21 protein-coding genes are annotated in these 23,530 nt (G+C 51.1%); 2 read left to right on the top strand and 19 right to left on the bottom strand.

Going from position 1 to position 23,530, the window contains the following annotated elements; genetic code table 11:
* Positions 1 to 74: 74 nt before the first annotated feature.
* The 16 genes from KKH67_11530 to KKH67_11455 form a co-directional block, all read right to left on the bottom strand.
* Positions 75 to 665, bottom strand: coding sequence for a sugar transferase (locus KKH67_11530; protein ID MBU1319811.1), 591 nt, complete (start codon positions 663 to 665; stop codon positions 75 to 77).
* Positions 662 to 1,825: a DegT/DnrJ/EryC1/StrS aminotransferase family protein gene (locus KKH67_11525; GenBank protein ID MBU1319810.1), complete on the bottom strand. Its 1,164-nt coding sequence runs from the start codon at positions 1,823 to 1,825 to the stop codon at positions 662 to 664. Before KKH67_11525 ends, KKH67_11530 begins: the two co-directional genes overlap by 4 nt.
* 67 nt (positions 1,826 to 1,892) lie before the next feature.
* Positions 1,893 to 2,975, bottom strand: a complete 1,083-nt coding sequence (locus tag KKH67_11520; GenBank protein MBU1319809.1) for a glycosyltransferase family 4 protein — start codon at positions 2,973 to 2,975, stop codon at positions 1,893 to 1,895.
* Between the two features lies 1 nt (position 2,976).
* On the bottom strand, positions 2,977 to 4,293 hold the full coding sequence (locus KKH67_11515) for a polysaccharide biosynthesis C-terminal domain-containing protein (GenBank protein MBU1319808.1): 1,317 nt from the start codon (positions 4,291 to 4,293) through the stop codon (positions 2,977 to 2,979).
* Positions 4,294 to 4,436: 143 nt separating this feature from the next.
* Complete coding sequence (locus tag KKH67_11510) at positions 4,437 to 5,540, bottom strand: DegT/DnrJ/EryC1/StrS family aminotransferase (protein ID MBU1319807.1); 1,104 nt, start codon at positions 5,538 to 5,540, stop codon at positions 4,437 to 4,439.
* A gap of 12 nt (positions 5,541 to 5,552) precedes the next feature.
* Entirely contained in the window at positions 5,553 to 6,299 is a 747-nt protein-coding gene (locus tag KKH67_11505) for an N-acetyltransferase (protein MBU1319806.1), read from the bottom strand.
* A gap of 9 nt (positions 6,300 to 6,308) precedes the next feature.
* Positions 6,309 to 7,319, bottom strand: a complete 1,011-nt coding sequence (locus KKH67_11500; protein MBU1319805.1) for a Gfo/Idh/MocA family oxidoreductase — start codon at positions 7,317 to 7,319, stop codon at positions 6,309 to 6,311.
* Positions 7,312 to 8,541, bottom strand: coding sequence for a hypothetical protein (locus KKH67_11495; GenBank protein MBU1319804.1), 1,230 nt, complete (start codon positions 8,539 to 8,541; stop codon positions 7,312 to 7,314). Before KKH67_11495 ends, KKH67_11500 begins: the two co-directional genes overlap by 8 nt.
* Positions 8,542 to 8,548: 7 nt before the next feature.
* A complete protein-coding gene (locus KKH67_11490; GenBank protein ID MBU1319803.1) occupies positions 8,549 to 10,069 on the bottom strand; it encodes an SLBB domain-containing protein in 1,521 nt (506 codons plus the stop codon).
* A gap of 225 nt (positions 10,070 to 10,294) precedes the next feature.
* Positions 10,295 to 12,796: an NTP transferase domain-containing protein gene (locus KKH67_11485; GenBank protein ID MBU1319802.1), complete on the bottom strand. Its 2,502-nt coding sequence runs from the start codon at positions 12,794 to 12,796 to the stop codon at positions 10,295 to 10,297.
* Positions 12,797 to 12,838: 42 nt separating this feature from the next.
* On the bottom strand, positions 12,839 to 13,486 hold the full coding sequence (locus KKH67_11480; GenBank protein ID MBU1319801.1) for an MtnX-like HAD-IB family phosphatase: 648 nt from the start codon (positions 13,484 to 13,486) through the stop codon (positions 12,839 to 12,841).
* A gap of 36 nt (positions 13,487 to 13,522) precedes the next feature.
* Positions 13,523 to 15,163, bottom strand: a complete 1,641-nt coding sequence (locus tag KKH67_11475) for a PDZ domain-containing protein (GenBank protein MBU1319800.1) — start codon at positions 15,161 to 15,163, stop codon at positions 13,523 to 13,525.
* Positions 15,153 to 15,809 (bottom strand): dTMP kinase, encoded by a 657-nt coding sequence (tmk, locus tag KKH67_11470; GenBank protein MBU1319799.1) that lies wholly within the window; start codon positions 15,807 to 15,809, stop codon positions 15,153 to 15,155. The genes KKH67_11475 and tmk overlap by 11 nt, the downstream gene beginning before the upstream one ends.
* A gap of 43 nt (positions 15,810 to 15,852) precedes the next feature.
* Entirely contained in the window at positions 15,853 to 17,010 is a 1,158-nt protein-coding gene (locus KKH67_11465; protein MBU1319798.1) for an inositol-3-phosphate synthase, read from the bottom strand.
* Between the two features lie 13 nt (positions 17,011 to 17,023).
* Positions 17,024 to 17,944, bottom strand: a complete 921-nt coding sequence (locus KKH67_11460; protein MBU1319797.1) for a bifunctional hydroxymethylpyrimidine kinase/phosphomethylpyrimidine kinase — start codon at positions 17,942 to 17,944, stop codon at positions 17,024 to 17,026.
* Complete coding sequence (locus KKH67_11455) at positions 17,941 to 18,540, bottom strand: CDP-alcohol phosphatidyltransferase family protein (protein MBU1319796.1); 600 nt, start codon at positions 18,538 to 18,540, stop codon at positions 17,941 to 17,943. The genes KKH67_11460 and KKH67_11455 overlap by 4 nt, the downstream gene beginning before the upstream one ends.
* 368 nt (positions 18,541 to 18,908) lie before the next feature.
* Here KKH67_11455 and KKH67_11450 point away from each other — a divergent pair, with 368 nt between their 5' ends.
* Both KKH67_11450 and KKH67_11445 read left to right on the top strand, forming a co-directional pair.
* Positions 18,909 to 20,444 carry a T9SS type A sorting domain-containing protein gene (locus KKH67_11450; protein MBU1319795.1) on the top strand — a complete coding sequence of 512 codons (1,536 nt, stop codon included), beginning with the start codon at positions 18,909 to 18,911 and terminating at the stop codon, positions 20,442 to 20,444.
* Positions 20,445 to 20,568: 124 nt separating this feature from the next.
* On the top strand, positions 20,569 to 20,919 hold the full coding sequence (locus KKH67_11445; protein MBU1319794.1) for a DUF4430 domain-containing protein: 351 nt from the start codon (positions 20,569 to 20,571) through the stop codon (positions 20,917 to 20,919).
* Here KKH67_11445 and lgt read toward each other — a convergent pair.
* Genes lgt through rsmI form a run of 3 tightly spaced genes read right to left on the bottom strand, consistent with a single transcriptional unit; the run spans position 20,902 to position 23,317 of the window.
* Positions 20,902 to 21,744 (bottom strand): prolipoprotein diacylglyceryl transferase, encoded by an 843-nt coding sequence (gene lgt, locus KKH67_11440; GenBank protein ID MBU1319793.1) that lies wholly within the window; start codon positions 21,742 to 21,744, stop codon positions 20,902 to 20,904. The two genes, KKH67_11445 and lgt, sit on opposite strands and share 18 nt — an antisense overlap.
* A 15-nt stretch (positions 21,745 to 21,759) precedes the next feature.
* A complete protein-coding gene (locus tag KKH67_11435; protein ID MBU1319792.1) occupies positions 21,760 to 22,689 on the bottom strand; it encodes a phosphatase PAP2 family protein in 930 nt (309 codons plus the stop codon).
* Complete coding sequence (rsmI, locus tag KKH67_11430; GenBank protein MBU1319791.1) at positions 22,628 to 23,317, bottom strand: 16S rRNA (cytidine(1402)-2'-O)-methyltransferase; 690 nt, start codon at positions 23,315 to 23,317, stop codon at positions 22,628 to 22,630. Before rsmI ends, KKH67_11435 begins: the two co-directional genes overlap by 62 nt.
* Between the last annotated feature and the right edge of the window lie 213 nt (positions 23,318 to 23,530).

Below are 23,530 nucleotides of genomic sequence, written 5' to 3'. Positions count from 1 at the left end.
GGCATACGTGTTCGGAGATTCTCTAGCATGTGCGGAAGATAAGTTACATTCCAATTGAGCGCAACAGTATAACTTCAACGGCCGAACATAATTGCAACCGTTTGGCAGATGATGCCGAAATCAGAAGCTGCGGTCCGGGTCCTCTGGTACTCGATACTGAGGCGGACCTTCTCAGGGAGAATCTGCTCGATATAGAGCCTCTCCGGATTTTCCGCATGAGCGAGCAGAGCCGGTTCGTCCCTGAACTTGATAGAAGCAGGATCGGTCAAACCCGGCTTGTAGTCAAATACCTCCCGCATCTGAGGGCTATATGAGGCAACATATTTAGGCACCTCCGGCCTTGGACCGATTACAGCCATAGTCCCCGCGGCCACATTGAGGAATTGGGGAAGTTCGTCGAGCTTGAATCGCCTCAGAAAACGACCAATCAGCGTTACTCTGCTATCGTCTTTGAGTGTGAGTTGAAGGCCGACTTTGTCATCATCGCGGAGCATGGATCTGAACTTATACAGATTGAAAGACTTGCCTCCACAACCGACTCTCTCCTGGACAAAGAAGATCGGTCCTTGTGAAGTAAGCAACACTGCAAGTGCTATCGGAATCGTGAGAGGGAGCGTTATAAGCAGGATCAGCAGTGAGAATACTATATCGAATACACGGTTCATCTTCGCTTGGCACCGGCAAGGACGATTTTGAGCCTGCGTGCCACCTCAGCGACTTCACTCTTTCGGATACCCGGAAACAGCGGCAGAGTGATAACACTCTTGTAAACGTCAGCAGATCGAGGATAATCACGCGACTTGAGCTTGTACTGCTTGCGATAATAAGGGTGCATGAAAACAGGAATGAAGTGCACGCTCGTGCCGACACCGAGTTCTGTCAAACGCTCGATTACTTGATCTCTTCCGATGGACAGTTTCTGACAACTGATTCGAATGATATAAAGATGCCATGCGTGATCGCTTTCCGCATCGCGTGGAGGCAGGATCACCTCTTCGATGTCTGCCAAAGCATCATCGTACCAGTGAGCCGCACGAATCCTCATTCTCTGCATCTTCTCGAATTCATCAAACTGCGCAAGCCCCAATCGCGCATTCAGGTCCGCAAGATTGTACTTGTATCCGAGCTTCGTGACTTCGTAATACCAGTTGCCCGACTTCCTGTAGCGTTTCCATGCATGCCTGTCCATACCGTGAAGGCTCAGGATTCTGATCGATTCAGCCCATTCTTTGTTCGAGGTTGTGACCATGCCCCCTTCCCCGGTTGTTATATTCTTCGTGGCATAGAAGCTGAAACTGGTAATGTCGGGAGTCGCTCCAATCTTGCGACCCTTGTGGGCAGATCCGATTGCGTGTGCAGCATCATGCACCAGTCGGATCTTGTATTTGCGAGATAGTCTTTCGAATGCAGGAATATCGCATGGCAAACCGGCGATGTGCACTGGCATAATCGCTTTAGTTTTCCGCGTGATTTTCTTCTCTGCTTCCGAGGCTGATAGGTTAAATGTCTCCGGATCGATGTCCGCAAATACGGGTATCGCGCCGCAGTGTACAATCGCTTCAATCGACGCTATGAAAGTATATGGAGTCGTGATCACCTCGTCGCCCGGCCCCACTCCCGCTGCCAGAAGCGCGAGGTGCAGGCCGGCTGTGCAGGAACTGACTCCAATAGCGTACTTTGCGCCGAGATACTCCGACACCTTCTCTTCAAACATATGAACCGCTGGTCCGGTTGTAAGCCAGCCGCTCTTGAGCGTACCCACCACAGCTTTTATCTGCTTCGCGGTAATCGGAGTGCGATAGAATGGAATATACTTGTCTTTCATTTGCTCTCTCGCTAATTAGCAGACAATTTAACAGATCAAATCAGCCAGGCAAACGATAATCGATTTATCATTTGCGATTCGAATATCCACCTGCGAGCAGTTTCTCATATATGTCAATCTGCATCGAAGTGCATTCGCCAATATCGTAGTTCGCCACAACATGCTCCCGACCTTTCTCCGACAGCCGCATACGCATCTCATGATCGCCTGCCAGCGAGAGCATAGCATCCAAAAGGGCTTTCACATTCTCTGAATCAACAAGGATTCCGCAGTCGCCGTGGTTCAACACCTCTACGATTCCGCCGACCCTCGATCCGATGACCGGCACACCGCATGCCAGTGCCTCGACCGCCGACACTCCGAATGCCTCCTCGCGCGACGGCATCACAAAAATATCGATCGAATTCAGGAATGCAGGCATGTGCTCCTGAGGCACGTAGCCGAGAAACTCTACGCTATCCGAAAGTCCAAGACTTCGAGACAGGTCGACGAGATCGCGATACGCCGGCCCATCACCAGCGATCTTCAATCTGGCAGCAGGCAGACTCGTCAACACATCCCTGAATGCGTGGAGGAGCAGATCGAAGCCATACACATGACCGAGGAACTTGGCTGCGCCAAACACCAGGGAAACTTTCTCGAATCGGCGGACCGGCAGGGTTGTGAACAAGTTCATATCTACACCAAACGGGAGGAGTTTCACTTTCGGCGCGACGTTCGGAAACAGTCCCAGAGTCGAGTCAGCAAGGTACCGGCTTGTCGCGCAGATCACATCGGCACGATTGAGAGCGTACTTTGTTGACTGCCGCACGCCGCAGGACCTTTGTGCATCGACTGTAATATCGCTCCCCCAAACCGATACCAGAAGAGGATGACAGCGCGACCTCGCTCCCCACCAGCCGTAGCCAGAGGCATAGTACGCATGCACAATATCCGGTTCCATGTCTCGAATCAGGCGTCTGACCTTGCCGGCATTCACAATGTAGCCCAGTTTGCCGAATATGCCGGTCTCAACTACAATCTGCTCTACGCTATCGTCACGGAATGGCGCGGCGGTAATCAAGTGTACGTCGACTCCGGCTTTCCGCAGCTGTGAGTACCATTTCCGCGTGTGGACGCTCCTGGCCGATGCCAGCAGTACTAATCTCACTTCAGTTTTTCCTCCTGAAACCCACTATTACGGACTTCACAGACTCATACACTGCCACGATATCATTCAACTTGACAAAAAGAAAGTCCGACCATCCAGCCGAAGAGAGATGCCGATAATAGAGTCCCACTATAGAGAATGCCACAAGCCCGGTGAGAGATGTTGCAGACGCGGCCCCTATTAGGCCAAAGCGCGGTATCAGCAACACATTGAGAACGATCGTGCTTACAAGCGCTCCAAATGAAGCGTAAGTGCCATACTGTGGCCTCCCGAGACCATCGAGCCCCCCCATGATGATCTTGAACAGCCCCATCGAAATCACACCAGGCATGACAATCATTAGCGGATAAATAGCGCCCGAGTAATCGGGCTTGTACAGGATCTTTTCCATATATGGAAATATCACGCATACGGAGATACCGATAAGTACCAACACTGCGGCTGATAGTCGAGCAACTCTGTTGGTCAGTCGAATAGATGACTCTTTGTCTCGCCCGGAGACATGGGGAAAGAGCACGTAATGCAGTACGAATGGAATGAAGAGCGACAACTCAGCCCAGTTGAGAGCAACGGAATAGACCCCTGCGCTCGCCACAGTAATATAGTAGTTCGCCAATAGCAGGTCTGTTCTGCTTGCTATCTTCCGCGCAAGCGCCCCTGCCTGGCTTCGAGCCCCCCAACTCGCAAGGTCCTTCACAAGCGCAGGATTCCACTCAAAACCGCGTCTGCTTCGGCTGCGTTTCCAGTTCATCGCCACGCCAAGCAGAGCTGACATTGCGAATGCGAAGGTATATGCTGCAAGCACACCCCATGTACCCTCGAAGAACACGAATGTAATCACAGCCAGTGTGGCCAGATACCACACATTGAATAGAAAGCTGATCACATTCCCGCGCCTGATTTCACCGGAACCATTGAAGATATTGATTTGAATGTCCATCAGCGAACCGAACGGCGCTATCACGAAACATGCGGCTATATATTTGAAGTCGACATTGCCGAACAGTCCAGAGGAGTGCAGCCAGTAGAACAGAGGGAACAGGATCAGCGACCAGCCAAGGAACATCAACGGAGCTACCAGATTGAGAGTCCGCGCGACCGTATCATAGTCATATTTCTTGCGTCTGAGGTAGTAAACCGCCGCAGCATCGAATCCCATCAGCGACACGAGGCGCACGACGTCCGTCATCATGAATACGATGGCAACCTCGCCCTTGACCTCCTGCCCAAGGTTGGAAACAATAATAGAGACCCAGAACGCTAATCCATAGACTGCGCATCTCAGGAGGAATGTGTTTATGCTGTCCTTAACGAACATAGTCACTGACCACGTAGCTCAGTCCAACAGATTCTCATGCTACAAAACTAAAGGTGCGGAGGACTGAAACTCCCGCCGCACCCGTCGGATATCCTGATGCCATTCTATATGACGGCTCAATCGCCTCGCCGATTCGCGGACACTTAACCGTAAAACGCATTCACGGTTTCGATGACAAACTGCTGCTCATCCGCGGTCAATTCCGGGTATATGGGCAGCGAAATAACCTCTTTCGCGGCTTTCTCGGCCACCGGAAGTGAGCCATCGGCATATCCAAGATCCTTGTAACATTCCTGCGCGTGAAGTGGCACAGGGTAGTACATCTCACAGCCTATCTTCTTTTCGCGGAGATGATCGCGGAGCTTGTCTCTGCCAGGAACGGCTATCGTATACTGATTATATATATGATAGTTGCCATCCAGAATGTGCGGTGTCTTCACTTGACTGATCCCTGCAAATGCCTCATCGTAAATTGCCGCGTGCTCCCTGCGTTTCTCCGACCATTGCGATAGATGCTTCAACTTCACTAACAGAATGGCGGCCTGAATAGTGTCAAGCCGGCTGTTGTAACCGATGTGGGAGTGATAGTACTTCGGTTTGGCACCGTGTACGCGGAGTGTTCGGGTGAACTCCTCTTCCTGAAGTCTGTCCGAGACAATCATCCCGGCATCACCCGATGCACCGAGGTTTTTCGACGGGAAGAAAGAAAAACATCCGAAATCACCAACCGATCCCGCCATTTTCCCTTTGTATGCAGCCGAAAGAGCCTGGGCTGCATCCTCGACAACCATAAGTTTGTGCTTCCTGCAGATATCAAGAATCGGGGTCATGTCAGCGCACTGCCCAAACAGATGAACCGGCATGACGACTTTGGTCCTCGGAGTGATCGCGGCCTCCAGTTTGGTGAAATCCATGTTGTAATCGTCAGCATTTATATCCACGAAAACCGGACGGGCGCCGAGTCGCGATATCACGCCAGCTGATGCGAAGAATGAGAACGTAGTTGTAATCACTTCATCGCCAGACCCGACACCGCAAGCCCTCAGCGCAATAAGAAGAGCATCCGTACCGGAGTTGACACCAATACCATACTTCACTCCGCAGAAGGACGCAATCTCTTCTTCGAGCTTCTTCAATTCCGGACCACCGATGAACTTACAGTGTTCGAGGACGGTCAGCACTGCCTCATCGATCTCTTTCTTGATGGTCTTGTACTGTCTATTCAAATCGAGCAGTGGAACCTGCATATCGTATCCTTTCTATTCCTGATTCTCCAGAAGCTGCTCAGGAGGTACGTCGCGGAACACTTTTGCCGGCACACCAGCGACAATCTTGCGCGGGGGAGCATCGGAAGTTACGAGTGCGCCGGCGGCGACCAGCGTATCCTCACCGATGACTTTTCCCGGGAGAATCGTCGCACTGACACCGATCCGTCCGCCCTTTCTGATAGTCACTCCCTTGAAATGTTTGAATCTCTCTTTAGTGCGACCGACGAAATTGTCGTTGGAAGTCGCGACGCAGGGAGCAATGAACACTCTGTCCTCAACTTCCGAATATGCCGTAATGTACACATTCGTTTCGAGCTTGCAGTAGGAGCCGATCTTACAGAAGTTTTCGATGGCAACACCCCTGCCGACAATCGTAAAATCGCCGATCGAGACATTTTCTCGGACTGTCGACAGATCCGCAACGAGCACTTTATTGCCGATCACGGAGCCAGCATAGATAACAACGTTGGTCCCAATAATGCAGTTGTCGCCAATGTGTGCCGCGGGGAGTTCCTGCTCTTTGGTCACCGCTGAATTCGCGGCGCGCATGGGCAGCTTGCCGATAACAGTGCCATCGTCAATTCTGACATTTGAGCCGATGATGCTTCCGGCATGAATTACGACATTGTGGCCTACCTGACACCTGGCGCCGATCGTCACGTTGTCATCAACCACACAAAACCTACCGAAGACCGTATCGCTTCCAATCTTCGCAGTAGGTGAGATATGTTCAGTCATCTGGTCCTCTCATAATTTCACAGGTACACCCCCGTCATCGATGGATTTCTGAGCAGCGGCAAGAATCTTCAGAACTTTCAATCCCTCCGCGCCATCTGATCGAGGACGGTTGCGCTTCTCAACACAATCAATAAAGTGTAAACATTCGCTTCGCAAAGGTTCCGAGCTATCGACTTTCGGGATGATTATGTCACCCGTACGCAGCGACAGATACTCGCCGTAGGTCTGATAATCCAGTCCTTTGTCAACTCCTTTGTCGTATATTCTGATCTTCTCGGATGCCTCGGTATCATCCAGCACAACCATCTTCTTCGAGCCAACTACCGTCAGCTTCCGGACTTTATTGGGATCGAGCCAGGAGACGTGGATATTCGCCATCTCTCCTTCTTTGAACAGCATCGTCATGAATGACACATCCTCGATCCCCTTCTCCTTCTGAAGATACGATCGTGCAACCGCGGTTACACTGACAGGCTCCTTGTTGAGCAGAAAAAGTGCCACTGATATGTCATGCGGAGCAAAACTCCACAATGCGTTCTCGATATCGCGTACTTTCCCGAGGTTAAGCCTTGCGCTGTACAGATAGAATATCTCACCCAGCTCACCCGAATCGATCAATTCTTTCAGCTTCAGAATCGCCGGATGATAGACCATGATATGCCCTACCATGACAAGTTTCCCGGTCTTCTCTGCGAGTTCAACGAGCTTCCTGCCTTCACTCACTTCCAGCACCAGTGGTTTCTCAACAAAAACATCCTTCCCCGCCTCCAGAGCCCGCCTGGAGAGATCAAAATGCGTCACTGGTGTCGTTGCTATCACTACTGCATCTATACTCGGATCAGCAACAATCTTGTCGAATTCCGACACGACTTCAATATCTGGATAGGTGTTGGATACATAAGCTCGTACTTTCTCGCTGACATCGCAAACAATCTTGACGTTGCATGTTGGAAGATTCGCAAAGTTTCTGAGCAGATGTTTGCCCCATGCACCGGCACCGATCAAACCTATATTAGTCATCGTCCTCTCTAACCTTCCTGCCTCTAAACCCGAAGAAGTCACGTTTCAATGTATTGGAAATGCTCAAGAGATTTCTATATGCATCATTATTTGCGAGCCGTTGTGAGAGCCAGAGCTCTTTCAGAAATATCCATAAGAGAGTCGCGATCAGCGCGAGGAATCCGGCAGTCAGCCCTATTCTTGCCTTCTTTGGCTTGAACTTATAGGCAGGTGGCACCGCCCAGTCAAGAACCGAAACTGTTGGCGTCTCCCTCGTTTCCTGAATCTTTGCTTGTTCAAGTTGCTGTGTTAACACCTGGAACACGGTCTCATGAATCTTCAGGTTTCTGACAAGCTGCCCGTATTTCAAGGTGAGATCAGGGACGTTTGAAAACGGTATCGAAAGATACTGTGCGCTTGAATCTGAAAGCCCGACCAGTCCACTCTCGAGCTCAGTGATCTTTTCGGAGATCTTGGCAATCGCGTTTTCAATGAGAATAACATTGGGATGGTTCTCACTGTGAGTTGCCCGGAGAGCGTCCAGTTCGATTTCTTTGAGGATCATTTCGGCCCTAAGATTGGCGGCAGCTTGTATTGTAGCGGTCGCCTGTACTTCCGGCGCAATAATCTTGTACTTCCGCTGAAATGCGGTTAATGAATCTTCCGCTTTGGCGATGTCCTCCTCCGTCTCAGCCAGCTTCTGTTGCACGAACATGCGGGTTTCACGCGCACGCTGGACAGACAACTCTGATCTGACCCAATCCATCGACTTGATGAGCGCATTCGCTATAGCTGCGCAACGAATGCTGTCTTTATCCATATATTCCAGCTTTATGACACCGTCCGATCCAACGTCGACGTTCAGATTGTACAACATCCTGAGACGAGTGCTTTCTCTCGTCGTTGCCTCATAGACTTTCGTGAGATCAAAACTGTCGATGACCGCATCGAGAACAGTTCGACTTTTGAGCATTGTAGCCATCACGTCGGATTCCGAGGCAAGTACCGGGAGCGCAAAACTCCCTGCAGTAGCAGCAATTCCTGCCAGCCCGGTGTTTCCAATCAAACCGGCGAGATTGCCCTGTTCTTCAGGGGGAAGTATCAAAGCTCTCGCCTTGTACCACTTGGGCATCATCCATGAGACGGAGATCGAGATTATCATCACACCGATCACATTGAGGAAGATCAGCCGTCGTCGGTTGACAACTGCACGCACATAGTCCCAGAGTGTGAATCTCGTCACGTCCATCTCACTTGATAACCTGGTCGATCACAATGTATACCGTCGCAATGTTGGCCAGAAATGTGCCTACATCCTTGATGGTTCCCCACCAATCACGATCGACGCTCTCCGGCACGACGATGGCATCCCCAACCTCGATTGGAATGTCCCCCGACGATTCTACTATTGCCCTTGATGATGCTTTGATGACTCGGACCCTTCCCTTGTTGGCTTTCCACCCATACCCACCCGATTGCTCAATGTAATACTTGAAATCCTTGTTGGGAGAATACTCGACAAGCCCGGGACGGATCACTCTGCCGATGACTCGAACGGTTCTGCTGAGACTCGGTATCTGTATGCGGTCGCCATCCTTCAGTACGATATCATATGCCCCATCTTTGTCCACGAGGAGACGCTGAAAATCTACAGAGACTCTTCCCGGTCGACCTGTGGACTGAAACTTGAGATACTCTTGCTCGACATCGTCTCGCTTATCCTCGGATAACTTCAGCCTTCTCTCGAAGTCAGCCTCTTCGAGCGATTCATAGCCAGCGCGGTCCATCCATGCCTCAGACAGCGATGCATTCTCATTCAGCCCGCCGGCTCTCTCAATAATCTCGCTCAATCGTGTGCTGTCCTCGATTATCGGATAGACACCCGGATATACAACCTCTCCAACCACGGATACCTGAGCGGTCTGATGATACTGAGGGACGTGTCGAAAGAGCAGCCTGTCGTCCGGGAAGAGTCTCATGCGCGCTACGCTGTCAGCCCAGACATCACCACCAGGGAGCCTTACATAGATGGTTCGATTCGAGATTCCGTCATCGTTGAAGCGCACGATCTCAAAGTCGAGCGAGTCTGCATCAGATGTGAGACCGTGTGCCAGCAAGATCAAATCACTGAGCATATCATTCTGTGAGTATTCGAAGATACCTGGCGAGCGCACTGCGCCGTATATGCCGATCCTGTTGACTGATATCTCCTTGGAGGGCACGACGATTATATCTCCCTCGCGGATATATGGATTCCCCTTCGAGTCAGCACCAACGAAGTACTTCATCAGATCGACAATGATCAGACTGTCGCCTCTGAACAAACGGATGTTCCTGTCTGAAGCCCCCTCCTTGGCTCCCCCAGCCCTTCGCAAGGCCTCACTGACTCTGTCGCCAGCAGAGAGAACATAAATGCCGGGATCTTCAACTTTGCCCGACACAGAGACTTTGATCGACCTGATCTTGGTCAGGAAAGCTGAAGTCGGCACATCCATATAGCGGCTCTTGAGTGCGCGGAGAATTCTGCTCTTCGCCTCCGAGAGAGTGATTCCCGCAACCTCAATCGGACCAAACTCCGGCACCAGAAGGACACCTTCCGGCGTCACAGCCAGCGTATTGCGCTTCACCAGCTTACCACTGAATACAATGGTGAACTGATCCCCCGGACCAACGACATAGGTGTCCGGATCGATGACTGCATCGAGAGCATCCGAATCCTCAAGATTGGGAATTGCGGCAACTGCAGACGAAACAGCATCCTCGTCTCTCATCAACCTTTCAGTTGGCTGAGCGACAGCACACTCTAAGAGTAGAAGTGTCAGGAAAAATATTGTTGTAGAGGTCTTTACAGCGGCCAAACTGCTACCTTTCATTAGATATGAGTCAGATCGAGACAGAAGTATATACATGCCCAACTGTCAAGTCAAGCTTTTTGTCATTCGACCATCTATCTCAACCGCCTGAAATATAACAACTTACTTAGATGAACACCTGTGCTATTCTTGCCACTCTGCGATGAGCTTCGCATACTTTTCCAGGACCGCCTTCGTCTGTGCCATTTCCCGCGATTCGGCCACCACACGAAACGCTGCCTTGTTGCGGTCAGGCGTGACAAGAACCCAGTGATCGCCAAAGTTAATTCTAACTCCGTCAACCAGATCTCTGCGATATGTTGTGGAATGCTCCATCAGACGCCGCATGACCCGGCCTTTCCTGTCCCAGCCGCAGTGGACTTCGATCTCATCCATGTAGAACCGCTCGTAATCACCGCGTATTTCCGCGAGTGTCACTCCACTCTTCGCCATCAGCTCCAGTATCTTGACTGCTCCAAACATGGCGTCCGCACCGCGCTGGAATCCGGGGAATATGAAGCCCCCTCGGGTACCACCGACGAATCCGGGCTGAAGCTTCATCATCGCTTCCATCATTGCGAGGTGGTCATTCCGAACTCGCACAACCTGCACACCGTATTCAGATGCGATCTCCTCGACACCCATCGAAGCGACAACCGGAACACATATAGTTTTCGCAAGATTGCTCCGCAAATAGAGGCTTGTTACGAGAAGCAGAAGCAGCATGTCGGAAATTTTGTTTCCAAGACGGTCCACAACTCGAATCTTCTCGGAATTATTATCGAGCAGGATACCGACATCAGCGTTCAAAGATTGCACAATGGACGACAGTGTCTGAAGCGATGTCTCAGTCCGCTCCTTCGTTCTTGCTACCTTCGATGGATCGATAAAGGCATTCAGCGAGATTACCTCACAGTTCAATGCGGCAAAAATGGCCGGGAATACTTCGACAGCCCCACCGCAATCGTAATCGATGACCACTTTGAATCGACGTTTCTTAACAATGTCAACGTCAATAGCATCGAGGAAATCCTGCCGATACGATTCGAGAAGCCTGATCGGATAATCGATCTTTCCGATATCGCCAACCTTGGCACGTGGAAAATCCTCTGAGAAGAAGAGCCTCTCAAGTGATTTGGCTCTCGATGACGGAAGGTCCATTCCCTTTTCATCGAAGAAAATTATGTCGATCATCTCTTCATTCATCGGTGAATGTCGTACGTGAATCCCGCCCGCGTGTTTGCCGGTCTTCAGGGCGTATCTGACAAGAGGAATCGGAAGCGTGCGAATATCTGCCGTGTCAGCACCGGCTGAGAGGATACCGGTCACCAACGACCGTGCGATCATCCTGCTTGCATTACCTGCGTCACGCGAAATAACAATACTCTGGTCGTTCGGTAGCGTTGAACCAAGAGTCGCTCCGAGTTTTGCCGCGAATTCGGGAGTGATTTCGACGTTTGCAAGGCCTGATACTTTCGCATCAGTAAATAACTCGCGATTCCACTTCTCACCCCATATCAGACTTGTCGCAAGTGTGGCTTCATCTTCCACTTCTTTACCGGGCCACACCTTGCATCCCGCCTTCACAAGGGCTCCTCGTCCTATTCGGGAATTCTCCGATATGATCGAATTCTCCTCCAGCACGGCACCGCTCATGATTGTGGCATTCGAAAGAACCATCGCCTGCTTGAGCTTCGCGCCATCGCCGATAGTCACACCGTCCCAGATGATAGAATTATCAATCTCCGCATCTTCACCAATAACAGTCCTATCGCCAATGACACAGTTCCTGATGCTGGCGCCGGCGCCGACCGATACATCATCGCCGAGTATCACAACGTCGTCGAAACTTACCGTACTGTCGACATCTTCGTTCTTGCCGATCCAGAGGGTCGCATCCTTGTACTTGAGTTCATTGAGCGGCAGATCAACCTTCACTACACCGGCCAGTATGTCTTTATGAGCCTGCATATACTCCGTAAGATTGCCGACATCCCTCCAGTAACCATCCGCGGTGTAACCGTACATTGGCATCTTCTCTGAGAGAACCCTTGGGAAGAGATCTTTCGAAAAGTCGTAAAATTTCTGCTGTGGAATCATGTTGACCACTTCAGGCTCAAGGATGTAGATTCCTGTATTGACTTTGTCAGAGAATACTTCGCCCCATGTCGGCTTCTCGAGGAAACGCGTTATTTTGCCATCGTCATCGGTTATGACCACGCCGTACTGCAACGGGTTCTCCATGTGAGTCAGGACCATCGTGGCAGCTGCGCCTCTCTCTTGATGAAATTTCATTGCAGCACCGAGATCAAAATCTGTCAGCACATCTCCCGAAATAATGACTATCCGCTCGTTGCCAATGAAGTCGGCTGCATTCCTGACACTGCCCGCTGTGCCGAAGTCATCTTTTGCGCGCAGGTAATCCATCTTCACGCCAAATTTGGAGCCATCCTCGAAGTATCCGGTGATCGCTTCAGGCTGAAAGTAAAGAAGTGACAGTATGCGACCAAACCCGTGCTTCTTCAGCAGCGTTACAATATGTTCCATCATCGGCCTGTTGGCCATAGGGACCATCGGCTTCGGCAGACCAAGGGTCAGTGGCCGGAGGCGGGTTCCGAATCCACCCGCCATGATAATCGCCTTCATGTCAGGAAGTCCTTTCTATCGAAACAGCGAATGAGCAATTCATCAATTCTTGAGGATTCTATTCTCAATATAATCTCTTACATCATACAGAGTTTCAAATGACAGGAAACTCTTGTTTGACTGATTAAGATAGGTTGCCAAGTCCGCTTTCGCAAATAAATAATCGGCCTCGTCAATTGCGCACAGATCGGAATATCCATCGCCAACAAAAATGCTCTTCCCTCCTGCTCGCGCGTGTTTTCGAATCGCCGCGCCCTTGCAATTCGCGCAGTGACCGCATGAGCCGTCGAGATGTGGGAAGTCTATCTTCAGGCGACCGTTCCTGAATACGCCCCTGTTAGCCATCACCGGAACATGCTCGAATCCATGCTTCTTCATGATTGCATTGATATAGATGTCCAATCCGTCGCTGACAACCCTGATCGGGATATCATTCTTGGCACAGAGTGCATGGAGCAATTCGAAACCGGAATCAATCTCGAACTGCTTTGAGAATTCCACCAGTTCATCTTCCGCTGCAGTTATCAACTCCGCCTCAGCTTCAAGACACTCGACCGACGTAATCTCTCGCCGAATCCACTTTTCAACTATTGGGATACTTCTCCCACCGCTGAACGTCGTGAAAAACCGATTTCCGACATCCTGCACCGCTATTGTGCCGTCGAAATCAATGAACAGTGAGTATTGCATAGAGAATCCATATCCAGTGTGATAAACGGAATGCAGTTAATGCTCTTTCAGCAAGCTCTCATACAGGTTCATGTCGGAGAGTATCTCGAATGCCGACTTAATCCGACGATCATATCGGAGCCTCGATGACGAATAGACTTCTTCGACACCTCCCCTTTGGTCGGCGAGGCGTTCACGCAACCTTTCCGCTATGTACATCTTCGCTTCTGCCCACTCAATCCCATCAAGAGTCTCTGCACGTTCTTTCATTCTTGCCAGGATGGGCGCCAGAGCATCAGGGTTGAGATCTGCGAGCTGCTCTTCCAGCACAGTCACCCTATCGAGCATGTAGTTGGGAGCTTCAAAACCCTGAGCCATGACATACTTCCGAAAGTCTTCCAGAATCTTATCATCAACCTCAACTGGGATCGAATCGCCATGCGCTGCTCTGTAGTCGACCGTGAACTTGAAGAAGTAGCTGCCGTATGACAAAGACGCTGCCAGGAGGTTGATGCTGTCCGGCGGCACCTCCACATCCGGTGCGACACCTCCGCCCCCATAGACACTCCGTCCCCCTTCGGTCCTGAAGGCCGTGTTCAACTCCGAACGCGATACATTGAGATACTTCGCCCAATCCTTGTCCGCAAACCGCTGGACAAGACGACCGGACGGAAGATAGTATTTCGATGTGGTAATACGAAAGGCGTTACCTCCTTCAAGCATGAGATTGGTCTGAACGAGTCCCTTCCCATACGTTGTATCTCCGATAATCACGGCACGATCGTAATCCTGTAGCACACCCGCTACGATTTCTGAGGCCGACGCTGACCCGCGATCCACAAGGACAACCAGCGGCAAGCCAATGAGAGGGCCATCGTCCACGGAGTTTATGGCGTAATTCTCCCATCCTCGCCTGCTCTTTGTAGCCAATATGAGCTTGTCAGCTGGAAGAAATATTTGCGCAAGGTACACCGCTGCCGACATGAACCCACCCGGATTCCCACGCAGGTCAAGCGCCAGGCCGGAGATACCATTGCGCGTCAATCTGTCGAGCGCTTCGTTGATCTCGACAGGCGTAGTCAGCGAAAATCGATTCAGATGAATGTAACCTATTGAATCAACGACCCCGCTGTAACTAATGCTCGAAAGATCGACCTGCCGTCTCTCGACGCGCACTTCGAATGACTTGGCATATCCGGGACGCTTGATTCCTAGCAGCACTGTGCTTCCCGCGGGACCACGAATCATCGAAGTCACTTCATCTGCCGACATCCCCTCGACGTCCGTCGAATCGACCGTAATCACCTGGTCGCCCGAACGGAGACCGACTTCTTCAGCGTTCGATCCCGCCATCGGGCTGATCACTGTCACAAATCCGTCGCGCACCGTGATCTCAACACCTATCCCTTCGAAACTGCCGCGATTCTCCTCGTCGACAAACTGATATGATCTCGCCGGGATGAAGATTGTGTAGGGATCGAGAATGTCGTTCATCCCGAGCCATGCAGAAGCAAACATACGTTCCGGATCTGCAGGCTCGCAGATGTTCTCTTCAATCGTGGTCAACGCGGTGGTCAGGAATCTCGCGCTCTGAAAGCGTGGATCGTCTTTGAGGATGACAACTCCGAGCGCGATCAACAGCAGATGAGCCAGACCGAAGACTACCCGGATCGCGATTACAGACCTGCTATTTTTCAAGAATTTCAATTCCCCGCGTCTTCAGAAAAGAGCGCGTCAGTTCCCAGGTCTTGCTCCAGACTACATCGAGGCTTCCACTCGCATCAATGACTTTGATTCTCATTGGTTCAGTGCGCACCAATTGAAGATACCCGTCTCTCACTCTGCGATGAAATTCGGCCACCTCATTCTCCAGACGATCGCCCCCTGAAGAAAGACCTGCACCTCTCCCCTGAGCGACTTCAACCGGCAGGTCAAAAAGCAGAGTAAGATCGGGAACAAGCCCTGATGTTGCAAAGGTGTTGATTTCTCTTATCTTCTCGACCGGAAGTCCCCTTGCAAATCCCTGATATGCGAAGGTCGAATCGAAGAACCTGTCGCATATTACTATACGGCCGGATTCGAGCGATGGAATTATCAGGTCATCGACAAGCTGCGCCCTGGCGGCGAGGAACAGCAGCAATTCAGACTTGGCGCCGATGGTGATCTCGCCTCGATTGAGAAGGATTTCGCGCACTCGTTCGGAAAGTACTGTACCCCCGGGCTCTCTCAGAAATAGAGGGTCGAGACCTGATTCATGCAATCGGGAAAGGAGCCTTTCGGCCTGTGTCGACTTACCGGAAAAGTCGATTCCTTCCAGTGTTATGAATGCACTCTTCTTATTCATTCTTCAAAAAGAAAAGGTGGCGGTAGCGCCACCTTTGAGTAATCTATTTCTTCGGACTTCGTTTAACAGACTTCTTCTTGGCAACTTTCTTTGCCGGCTTCTTCTTCGGAGCCGCTTTCGCTGACTTCAGCGCGTACTTCCGAATAAACTCCTCGGTCATATTGCGAGCTTCGTCATCGAAATACTGTATCGGTGGCGACTTCTTGAAGTACGACGACGGCGCTTCCATCGCTCCGGATAATCCGTTGTCGAGAGCAAGTTTGCAGCAGCGAACCGCATCGATGACAACACCTGCTGAGTTGGGCGAATCCCATACTTCCAGTTTCATTTCAATGTTCAACGGCACATCACCAAACGTGCGGCCTTCCATTCTGATGTAGGCCCATTTGCGATCCTGCAGCCATGGTACGTAATCCGAGGGACCTATGTGGCAGTTGTCCGCACCGATATCGTAATCAAGCTGAGATGTCACAGCATTGGTTTTCGATATCTTCTTGGATTCGAGACGCGACCGTTCGAGCATGTTCAGGAAGTCCGTGTTGCCTCCAACGTTGAGCTGGCTTGTGCGCTCCAGCTTGACGCCTCGTTCCCGGAAGAGCCTCGTAAGGACGCGGTGGACGATCGTCGCTCCCACCTGGGATTTGACATCATCGCCGATTACCGGCAGACCGCGCTTCTTGAATCGATCCTGCCAATAAGGCTCTCGTGCAATAAATACCGGAATACAGTTAACGAAACCGCAGCCGGCATCGAGAATCTGCTCGACATACCACTTCGTAGCTTCCTCCGAACCGACCGGCAGATAGCTCACGACAACATCAGTCCTGGTATCTTTCAGCAGCTTAACGATATCGACAGTGTCCCCCGGAGCCTTCTCGATTATCTGCGATAAGTAATACCCGAGACCATCATGCGTCATCCCACGCTGCACGGTCACTCCGTGCTTAGGCACAGATGCGAACTTGTACGTGTTGTTCGGGTAAGTGAAAATCGCCTCCGAGAGATCCTTGCCGACCTTGTTCTTGTCGATGTCAATCGCGGCAGAGAACTCAATGTCGGATATGTGATATCCTCCGAGGTTGACATGCATCAAACCCGGAATAAAATCGTTTTCAGAGGCGTTTCGGTAATAGTGCACTCCCTGCACGAATGATGAGGCGCAGTTGCCGACTCCAATAATCGCGACCCTGACTTTGCTCATCAAATCTCCCTTCCTATTTCAACAACTCAGTTTCAGACTTTAGTTGGAGAAGCTTCCTTCTTCGGTCATCCGCCTCCTCGAGAGTCAGCGGAAAATCAGGTCCGGTGTTTTCAATCATCACGCTTGCAACCGCAGACCCCATGCAGCCGCATTCGTAGAGATCCCATCCATTCGCATAACTATACAGGAAACCGGCCATGTACGTATCTCCTGCCCCGGTAGAATCCTTCGCGAGAGTATCGTACGGCGGTATCGGAGTGAAATCGCTGCCGTCATATATGACCGAACCGAGTTCCGCCAGTGTGATTATGACGAGCTTCGGTCCCCAGGATTTTATCATCTCAGCAGGCGTGCGGGCATCTTCACGAGGATCGATACCTGTCAACACCTTGCATTCGAGTTCATTTGGCTTGACGATGTCGCACAGGCCAATCAGTTTTTCCGTATCCGGTTTCTTCTCGTGGAATATATCGCCGTCCGTGTGATTTCTTAGAATGCCCTGCGGATCGAGGACGATCTTGGCGTTCGTCTTGTCTCTCACATTAGCGATATAGTCCAGATCCACCTCGCCGAGTATCGGGCCTAAGACAACATAGTCGCTGTCGCGATACTCATCCGGGAATTCGGCAATCGATCCGGCATCTCCGAGAAGCTTCAGTTCACGCTCTCCGTGATCACCGAAATATCTGAGGGAAAATCCTCCACTTTCGGTCGATTCGAAAAGCCGGTGCTCTATTCCAAATCGCCCGAGATCGGCAGCGAACTTGTCTTTCAAGTCGGTTCCAATATTGCCAACAAGAGAGGTCTTCACTCCGAGCTTTGCCAGCGCAAGGCAGAAGTTCGTCGAACACCCCGACAAGACTCTTCCGTCGGTTTTGACAAAAGGAGTCTGAATCAAATCGTAGACCGGGTTTCCGACAGCAGTTATCTTCAATTGCTATCTCTTTCGCTTAGAATCTTCTTCGTGTACACAAGTCTCTGGATAGAGGTGATGTACGATACGGCGCCTACTATAGCGAGGCAGATCGCAAGAAAATGGTAGCCGGGGAAGAACTCCTCTGAGATCAGTCCGATCAGTATCATGACAAATTTCTCGAGTCGCCCCACCGCGCCAACTTCACAATTCTTGATATTGCCTATAGATTCGGCTGCCGCCCTGGTGTACGAAGCGATTATCATCCCGAACAACGCGAACAACGCCCACCCTGCATGGACCCGCTGGGAAAGGAGAATGCCGGCAAGAATGAAGAACTCTGCGTATCTGTCACACACATGGTCCAGAATTCCTCCGTAGACAGTCCCAATCTTCCCAGCGCGAGCGGTTGCTCCGTCGAGCATGTCAGTGAAAGCAGTCAGGAGAATCAGTATCGAGCCCCAGATGAAGTTTGCTTTCCAGAGGACTACTCCTGCAGCGACGCTCACAGCCAAGCCGATTGCAGTCAGCACATTGGGAGTCAGGCCAATCTTAAGACACACTCGGCCAAACACTTGCGACCTAAGTTCATACGCCGCTCTGAGATTTGAGTTCATTTAACCAGTCTTGCCTCCATCAAGCCCGTAAATATAAGAGTCTCAATTCCTGAGGTCAAGCAGTTTCGGGTCATTGAGTGGGTCATTGAGAACAGACTGCCGTGAGCCGGATATCGCCCCACCCAAGCACCGGCAACACATTGCCAAGGCCACCGTGTTGATTCGCATATGATACAAGCATTCATAGCCTTGACAACCACTGTGGAGAAAGTATATTGATATTGTACTTCACTTTCTGACACACGCGGAGGGGAGATCGCGAAACGCGCATTGTTGCGGTGACCGGAAACCTGAAGTGCAGTGCGTGCAGAGATTCTCATCGTATGCTAATCTCCGGATGTGCGCTGCTGTCAGCAAAGGAGCCTTTCATGAAACGCTTTTTATTAAACTGCATAGCCATCTCCCTCGTCGTGTCGACGACCGCGTTGGGCAGTGGTTTTGATGGCATTGCGACCAGCGATCCACCGGAACTACTGGAAGTGCAGCTCGAATCTGCCATTGGCAGTCTGGCCGGATCGGCCGAGATCAGCATAACGCTGAACCAGGGCACAGACTTTTTCGGCAGCTACGATTTCTTGATCGCATACCAGGATACAATGCTGACATTCGCGGATGCAACAATCGGATCCGATCTCGCAGATTGTTGGGAGTACTTCAACTACTTCTACTATCCCGCAGATGGCTGCGGTGGCCACTGTCCCAGCGAGTTGATCCGCATTGTCGCAATTGCTGATGTCGTCAATGGTTCGATTCATCCCGATCAATCCTGTCTGCATTACAATCCCGCTAGCGGTGATCAAATGGAGCTTGCGAGATTGAGATTCAGGGTCTCTCATGCAATCAGACATGAGTGCATGTTTGCCCCGGTGAGGTTCTTCTGGCTCGATTGCGGAGACAATGTCCTCAACAGCGTGACCGGCGACTCCGTCTGGAATTCAAATGCGGTGTTCTCGGGTGAGTACGCACCGATCGAAATCACCGGTGATCAATATTACGGCGGCCACTGGTGGATCGGCAACTGCACAGATCAGATACCCGGGGAATCGGTGTCGGCTCAGGTAATCGACTTCATTTCGGGAGGCATAGACATTGTGTGCACAGACCAATTCGGCCATCTCGGTGATCTCAATCTGAACAGCATTATATACGAGATTTCCGATCTTACACTGTTCGCGAAGTACTTCATCTATGGTGTCTCTGTGTTTGACATTGATATGCCTGTACAGGTTGGGGCCACTGACATAAATAACGATGGCGTGGTATTGAGTCTCCCCGACTTCATGTACATGATCCGCGTCATCAACGGCGATGTGCCTCCCTATGAGAAGGCCTCTCCCTTCGCATACACTGTGACGATTGAAGAGGGTGCGATAATCACCGCGAACTCGCAGTCCGACATCGGCGCTGCTCTGTTTGTCTTCAGTGGAGAAGGCGAAGCTACTCTGCTTGCTGATGGCATGAAGATGGAGAGCGACGTAGTAGACGGTCAGCTCCGCGTGCTTATCTGGTCTGACAGCAAGAATCACATCTCTGCAGGAACGCATGATCTGTTCGGGATCAACGCCGAACTCTCGATAATCGAGGTCGAAGTCGTAGATTACTACGGCAATCTGATGAACTCGACCGTGGTCGAGAAAGTTATCCCGACCGCATTTGCGCTGAATCAGAACTATCCGAACCCATTCAACCCGACCACCGATATTACTATCAACCTTCCGACTCAGTCGAACTGGAAGCTTGATATCTATAACGTCTCTGGTCAGTTGGTCAGAACATTCTCCGGTAACGCGATTGGCGAAGTCACCGTTACCTGGGATGCTGCTGGCGCGGCTTCGGGTATTTACTTCTACAAGGCCACCGCGGGTCAGTATACTGACACCAGGAAGATGCTCTTGATGAAATAGAACCGACACAAACAGCCACAGATAGATTTCATATCGCCCGAAGATTGACAACCAATTTCCGGGCGGTCTTTCATAGGCTTCATTTCTGGCTTGAAATGATATTCCGATTTCGTATATAGACTGTATGCTGATTCAACTCGATAATCGTCGTTACATCATCACAACAATCCTGCTGCTGATGTTCGCGCTTGCAGTCGCATGCTCGCCGAGAGCCGGAAGGACCACTCCGGAAAATGTCATCGCGCTGCCGGACTCATCCGGCGTCTCCGTCTTCGAACTCCTGAAAGCTCATCATGAAGTAGACTACGACCAGACTTCGTCGGGTGTGTTCGTAAAGGGAATTGATAGCATAATCGGATCGTCTTCTGCGTACTGGCTATATTTTGTCAATGACACCGCAGGCACGGTTGCATCCGACAAATACATGCTTCAGAGCGGAGAGAAAGTGGAGTGGCGGCTAATCTCCGGTTTTTAATCGGCCTGACTTCCGGGCTCTGGCTGGCTTGACACCCCGTTTTCTGCTTACCAGCAACAGCATTAATCCGATCAGGAAGAGAAACATAGCCATGATATGATTGTAAGTGAAACCAATCCCGAACACTGTGGTCAGCATTTGATTCTCATAGAAGCGCACATATTCGATAAGAAACCTGAACATGGCCTCGGTCATCAGGAACAGCGAGAATGTCAGCCCTACGAACGGTTTGCGTTTCTCCGAGATGGAGAGAGCGACAAAGAGCAACAGGCCGTACAGGGATGAATATAGCTGCGCTGGATGGAGTGGGACATCACCGAGGTATGAATAGGGAATGCTGCCGACCGGAAAGTTCACCCCCCACGGCAGATGGCACTCAGTACCGAAACAGCAACCATTCAGGAAGCAACCGATTCGTGTCAGGAATATCCCGAGGGCTATCGCTGGAGCAAACAGGTCGAACACCACCAGTATAGATTCCTTCTTGAGATAGCAGAACACAACCGCAGCAGACAAGGCGGTGATAAGGCCACCATAGAGATTCAAGCCCGCTATTCCGAAGCCCTCTGATGATCCGAGCGGATTGAAAATGTCGATCAAATGACCGGAGAAGTCGGACCAATGGAAAAAGGCGTAAAACATTCTTGCTCCGATTACCGCTGAGATTATCACCAGAAAGGCCAGATTCACCGCAAAATCAGGATTGACACCGGATCGACGGGACCGATGTCGAACCAGGAGAACGCCCAGCATAAAGGATAGGGCGAGCATCACGCCATATGATCGTATTATGACGGGTCCGAGTGTTATGACTTCCGGAAACATTCTATTCTATTCCCCTCAATCCAAGTTCCTGGAACCGAGCCACCGATTCCGGTAAGCGTGTTCTGTTAGCCACACTGCCACCACTGTAATCAAAGCTCCTACAGCGACATCCGAAACATAGTGGAACCTGCCCCAGACGCACCCAATCGTTAGACCGAGTATCACGGGCGCGAGCGCCATCCCCCATCGTCTGGACTCCCTGATTACATACCACAAGACTATCAAAGCCACCGCCGCATGTGATGACGGCATCGCTCCTCCATGTACGGCAGCAGTATCCATGATCCTCTTCACTAATGGCACAAACAGGTAACCATCGAACGGCTGAGTAAACAACTCTGCGAGATGGTACCTCGGTCCTTCGACAGGATACAAGAAGAACAGCGTGTAAGAAACAAAAAACGTAAGAGCCGATGCCGTGATGAGCCGGTCAACAGCGCCTTCTTTCTTCCTCAGCACAAGAAAAACAAGTCCCAGAGGCAGGCAGAGATAATAGAAAACATAGCACGCCATCACGATGTCGTTAAGCATCGGATTGTAGAGATGTTCTATCGCAAGAGAGGGCTGCGCTCCGAATATCTCTATCTCAAACTGTGAAAGAGCGGCATCAAACCAACCGGGAAAGAACACGTGAATCAGGCTCGACGTCTGCTCATAGAAAAATGTGAACAGCACCACCGGATAGAGCCGCCTCGCAATACGGAGCAATCTATTCTGCGACAATGGGTCGATATTCCTGAGAGTGATAACCACGACGGCTATCGCAAGATTCCCGGCAATCAGCCATACCCGTTCGCTAATTGGACGGTTGACAATGAGAAGCAGGATCGTCGTAAACGAAACATACACCAGAATGAGAAAGTCGACCGGGATGAATCCCCTGCTACGGCTCCTCTTCCCTGCAACCGTCGACGAGTATAACGAACTCTCCGCGAGGTGTAACATCACTGAACCGTTCTATCAATTCCGAAATCCGCCCCCTGATAATTTCTTCATGCATCTTTGTGAGTTCTCGGCCAATCGCGCAGTTGCGATCACCGAACACTTCAAGCATCGCACTCAGAACCTTCACCACACGATGCGGCGACTCGTAGAACATTTGTGTGCCCGGATAATCTTTCAGTCCCTCAAGCCGCTTTCTGCGCTTGCCCGGTTTCAGCGGCAGGAAACCCTCGAACGAGAATCTGTCGGTCGGCAGTCCCGATACAGAGAGCGCCGCAATTGCCGCACACGGCCCCGGAATCGCGACAACCTCGATCTCCTCAGCATGCGCAAGATTCACGACATGATACGCCGGATCAGAAATTCCGGGCGTGCCGGAATCGGTCACCAGAGCGACATTCTGACCATCGAGCAGCAGCTTGATAATCCCCGGCGCGGCCTGCTGCTTGTTGTGGTCATGGTACGATATGAGTCTTGCACTGATTTCGTGGTGTTTGAATAGCCTGCCGGAATGCCGCTTGTCTTCGCATGCGATAACATCGACAGACCGCAGTATCTCGATAGCTCTCAGAGTGATATCTTCAAGATTACCGATTGGCGTCGCGACGATGTAGAGTTTGCCGGTATCCACGCAGGTAGTATATCATGATAGCCCTGTGTGTCAACAAGATTGAATGGAGTAGGGTGGAACGTGTTCCACCATGATCGCTGCGCCGTTAGGAACCCCTTCCTGCTATGATGATTGTCAAGGGTTGATTTCGATGTGGCTGTCCTTTGTTTGGCCGAGTTCCGGTGAGGTTCTTACAACCTGCTATTCGTGGTTCTCCCACAAGTTACTTGTTCG

It is taken from the genome of Candidatus Zixiibacteriota bacterium, assembly GCA_018820315.1.
In the GTDB taxonomy this organism is placed as follows: Bacteria; Zixibacteria; MSB-5A5; order JAABVY01; family JAHJOQ01; genus JAHJOQ01.
Note: the sequence above shows the minus strand (reverse complement) of the source record. Positions and strands in the feature narration are given on the sequence as shown.

What these genes read in the sequence shown, in the direction of transcription:
- lgt (MBU1319793.1), bottom strand. Translation starts at nt 21,744, where the DNA reads ATGTTTCCGGAAGTCATAACACTCGGACCCGTCATAATACGATCATAT.
- KKH67_11510 (MBU1319807.1), bottom strand. Translation starts at nt 5,540, where the DNA reads ATGCAGGTTCCACTGCTCGATTTGAATAGACAGTACAAGACCATCAAG.
- KKH67_11505 (MBU1319806.1), bottom strand. Translation starts at nt 6,299, where the DNA reads ATGACTGAACATATCTCACCTACTGCGAAGATTGGAAGCGATACGGTC.
- KKH67_11515 (MBU1319808.1), bottom strand. Translation starts at nt 4,293, where the DNA reads ATGTTCGTTAAGGACAGCATAAACACATTCCTCCTGAGATGCGCAGTC.
- KKH67_11530 (MBU1319811.1), bottom strand. Translation starts at nt 665, where the DNA reads ATGAACCGTGTATTCGATATAGTATTCTCACTGCTGATCCTGCTTATA.
- KKH67_11445 (MBU1319794.1), top strand. Translation starts at nt 20,569, where the DNA reads ATGCTGATTCAACTCGATAATCGTCGTTACATCATCACAACAATCCTG.
- KKH67_11455 (MBU1319796.1), bottom strand. Translation starts at nt 18,540, where the DNA reads ATGAACTCAAATCTCAGAGCGGCGTATGAACTTAGGTCGCAAGTGTTT.
- KKH67_11450 (MBU1319795.1), top strand. Translation starts at nt 18,909, where the DNA reads ATGAAACGCTTTTTATTAAACTGCATAGCCATCTCCCTCGTCGTGTCG.
- KKH67_11465 (MBU1319798.1), bottom strand. Translation starts at nt 17,010, where the DNA reads ATGAGCAAAGTCAGGGTCGCGATTATTGGAGTCGGCAACTGCGCCTCA.
- KKH67_11500 (MBU1319805.1), bottom strand. Translation starts at nt 7,319, where the DNA reads ATGACTAATATAGGTTTGATCGGTGCCGGTGCATGGGGCAAACATCTG.
- KKH67_11525 (MBU1319810.1), bottom strand. Translation starts at nt 1,825, where the DNA reads ATGAAAGACAAGTATATTCCATTCTATCGCACTCCGATTACCGCGAAG.
- KKH67_11485 (MBU1319802.1), bottom strand. Translation starts at nt 12,796, where the DNA reads ATGAAGGCGATTATCATGGCGGGTGGATTCGGAACCCGCCTCCGGCCA.
- KKH67_11480 (MBU1319801.1), bottom strand. Translation starts at nt 13,486, where the DNA reads ATGCAATACTCACTGTTCATTGATTTCGACGGCACAATAGCGGTGCAG.
- KKH67_11435 (MBU1319792.1), bottom strand. Translation starts at nt 22,689, where the DNA reads ATGTTACACCTCGCGGAGAGTTCGTTATACTCGTCGACGGTTGCAGGG.
- KKH67_11490 (MBU1319803.1), bottom strand. Translation starts at nt 10,069, where the DNA reads ATGAGAGACGAGGATGCTGTTTCGTCTGCAGTTGCCGCAATTCCCAAT.
- tmk (MBU1319799.1), bottom strand. Translation starts at nt 15,809, where the DNA reads ATGAATAAGAAGAGTGCATTCATAACACTGGAAGGAATCGACTTTTCC.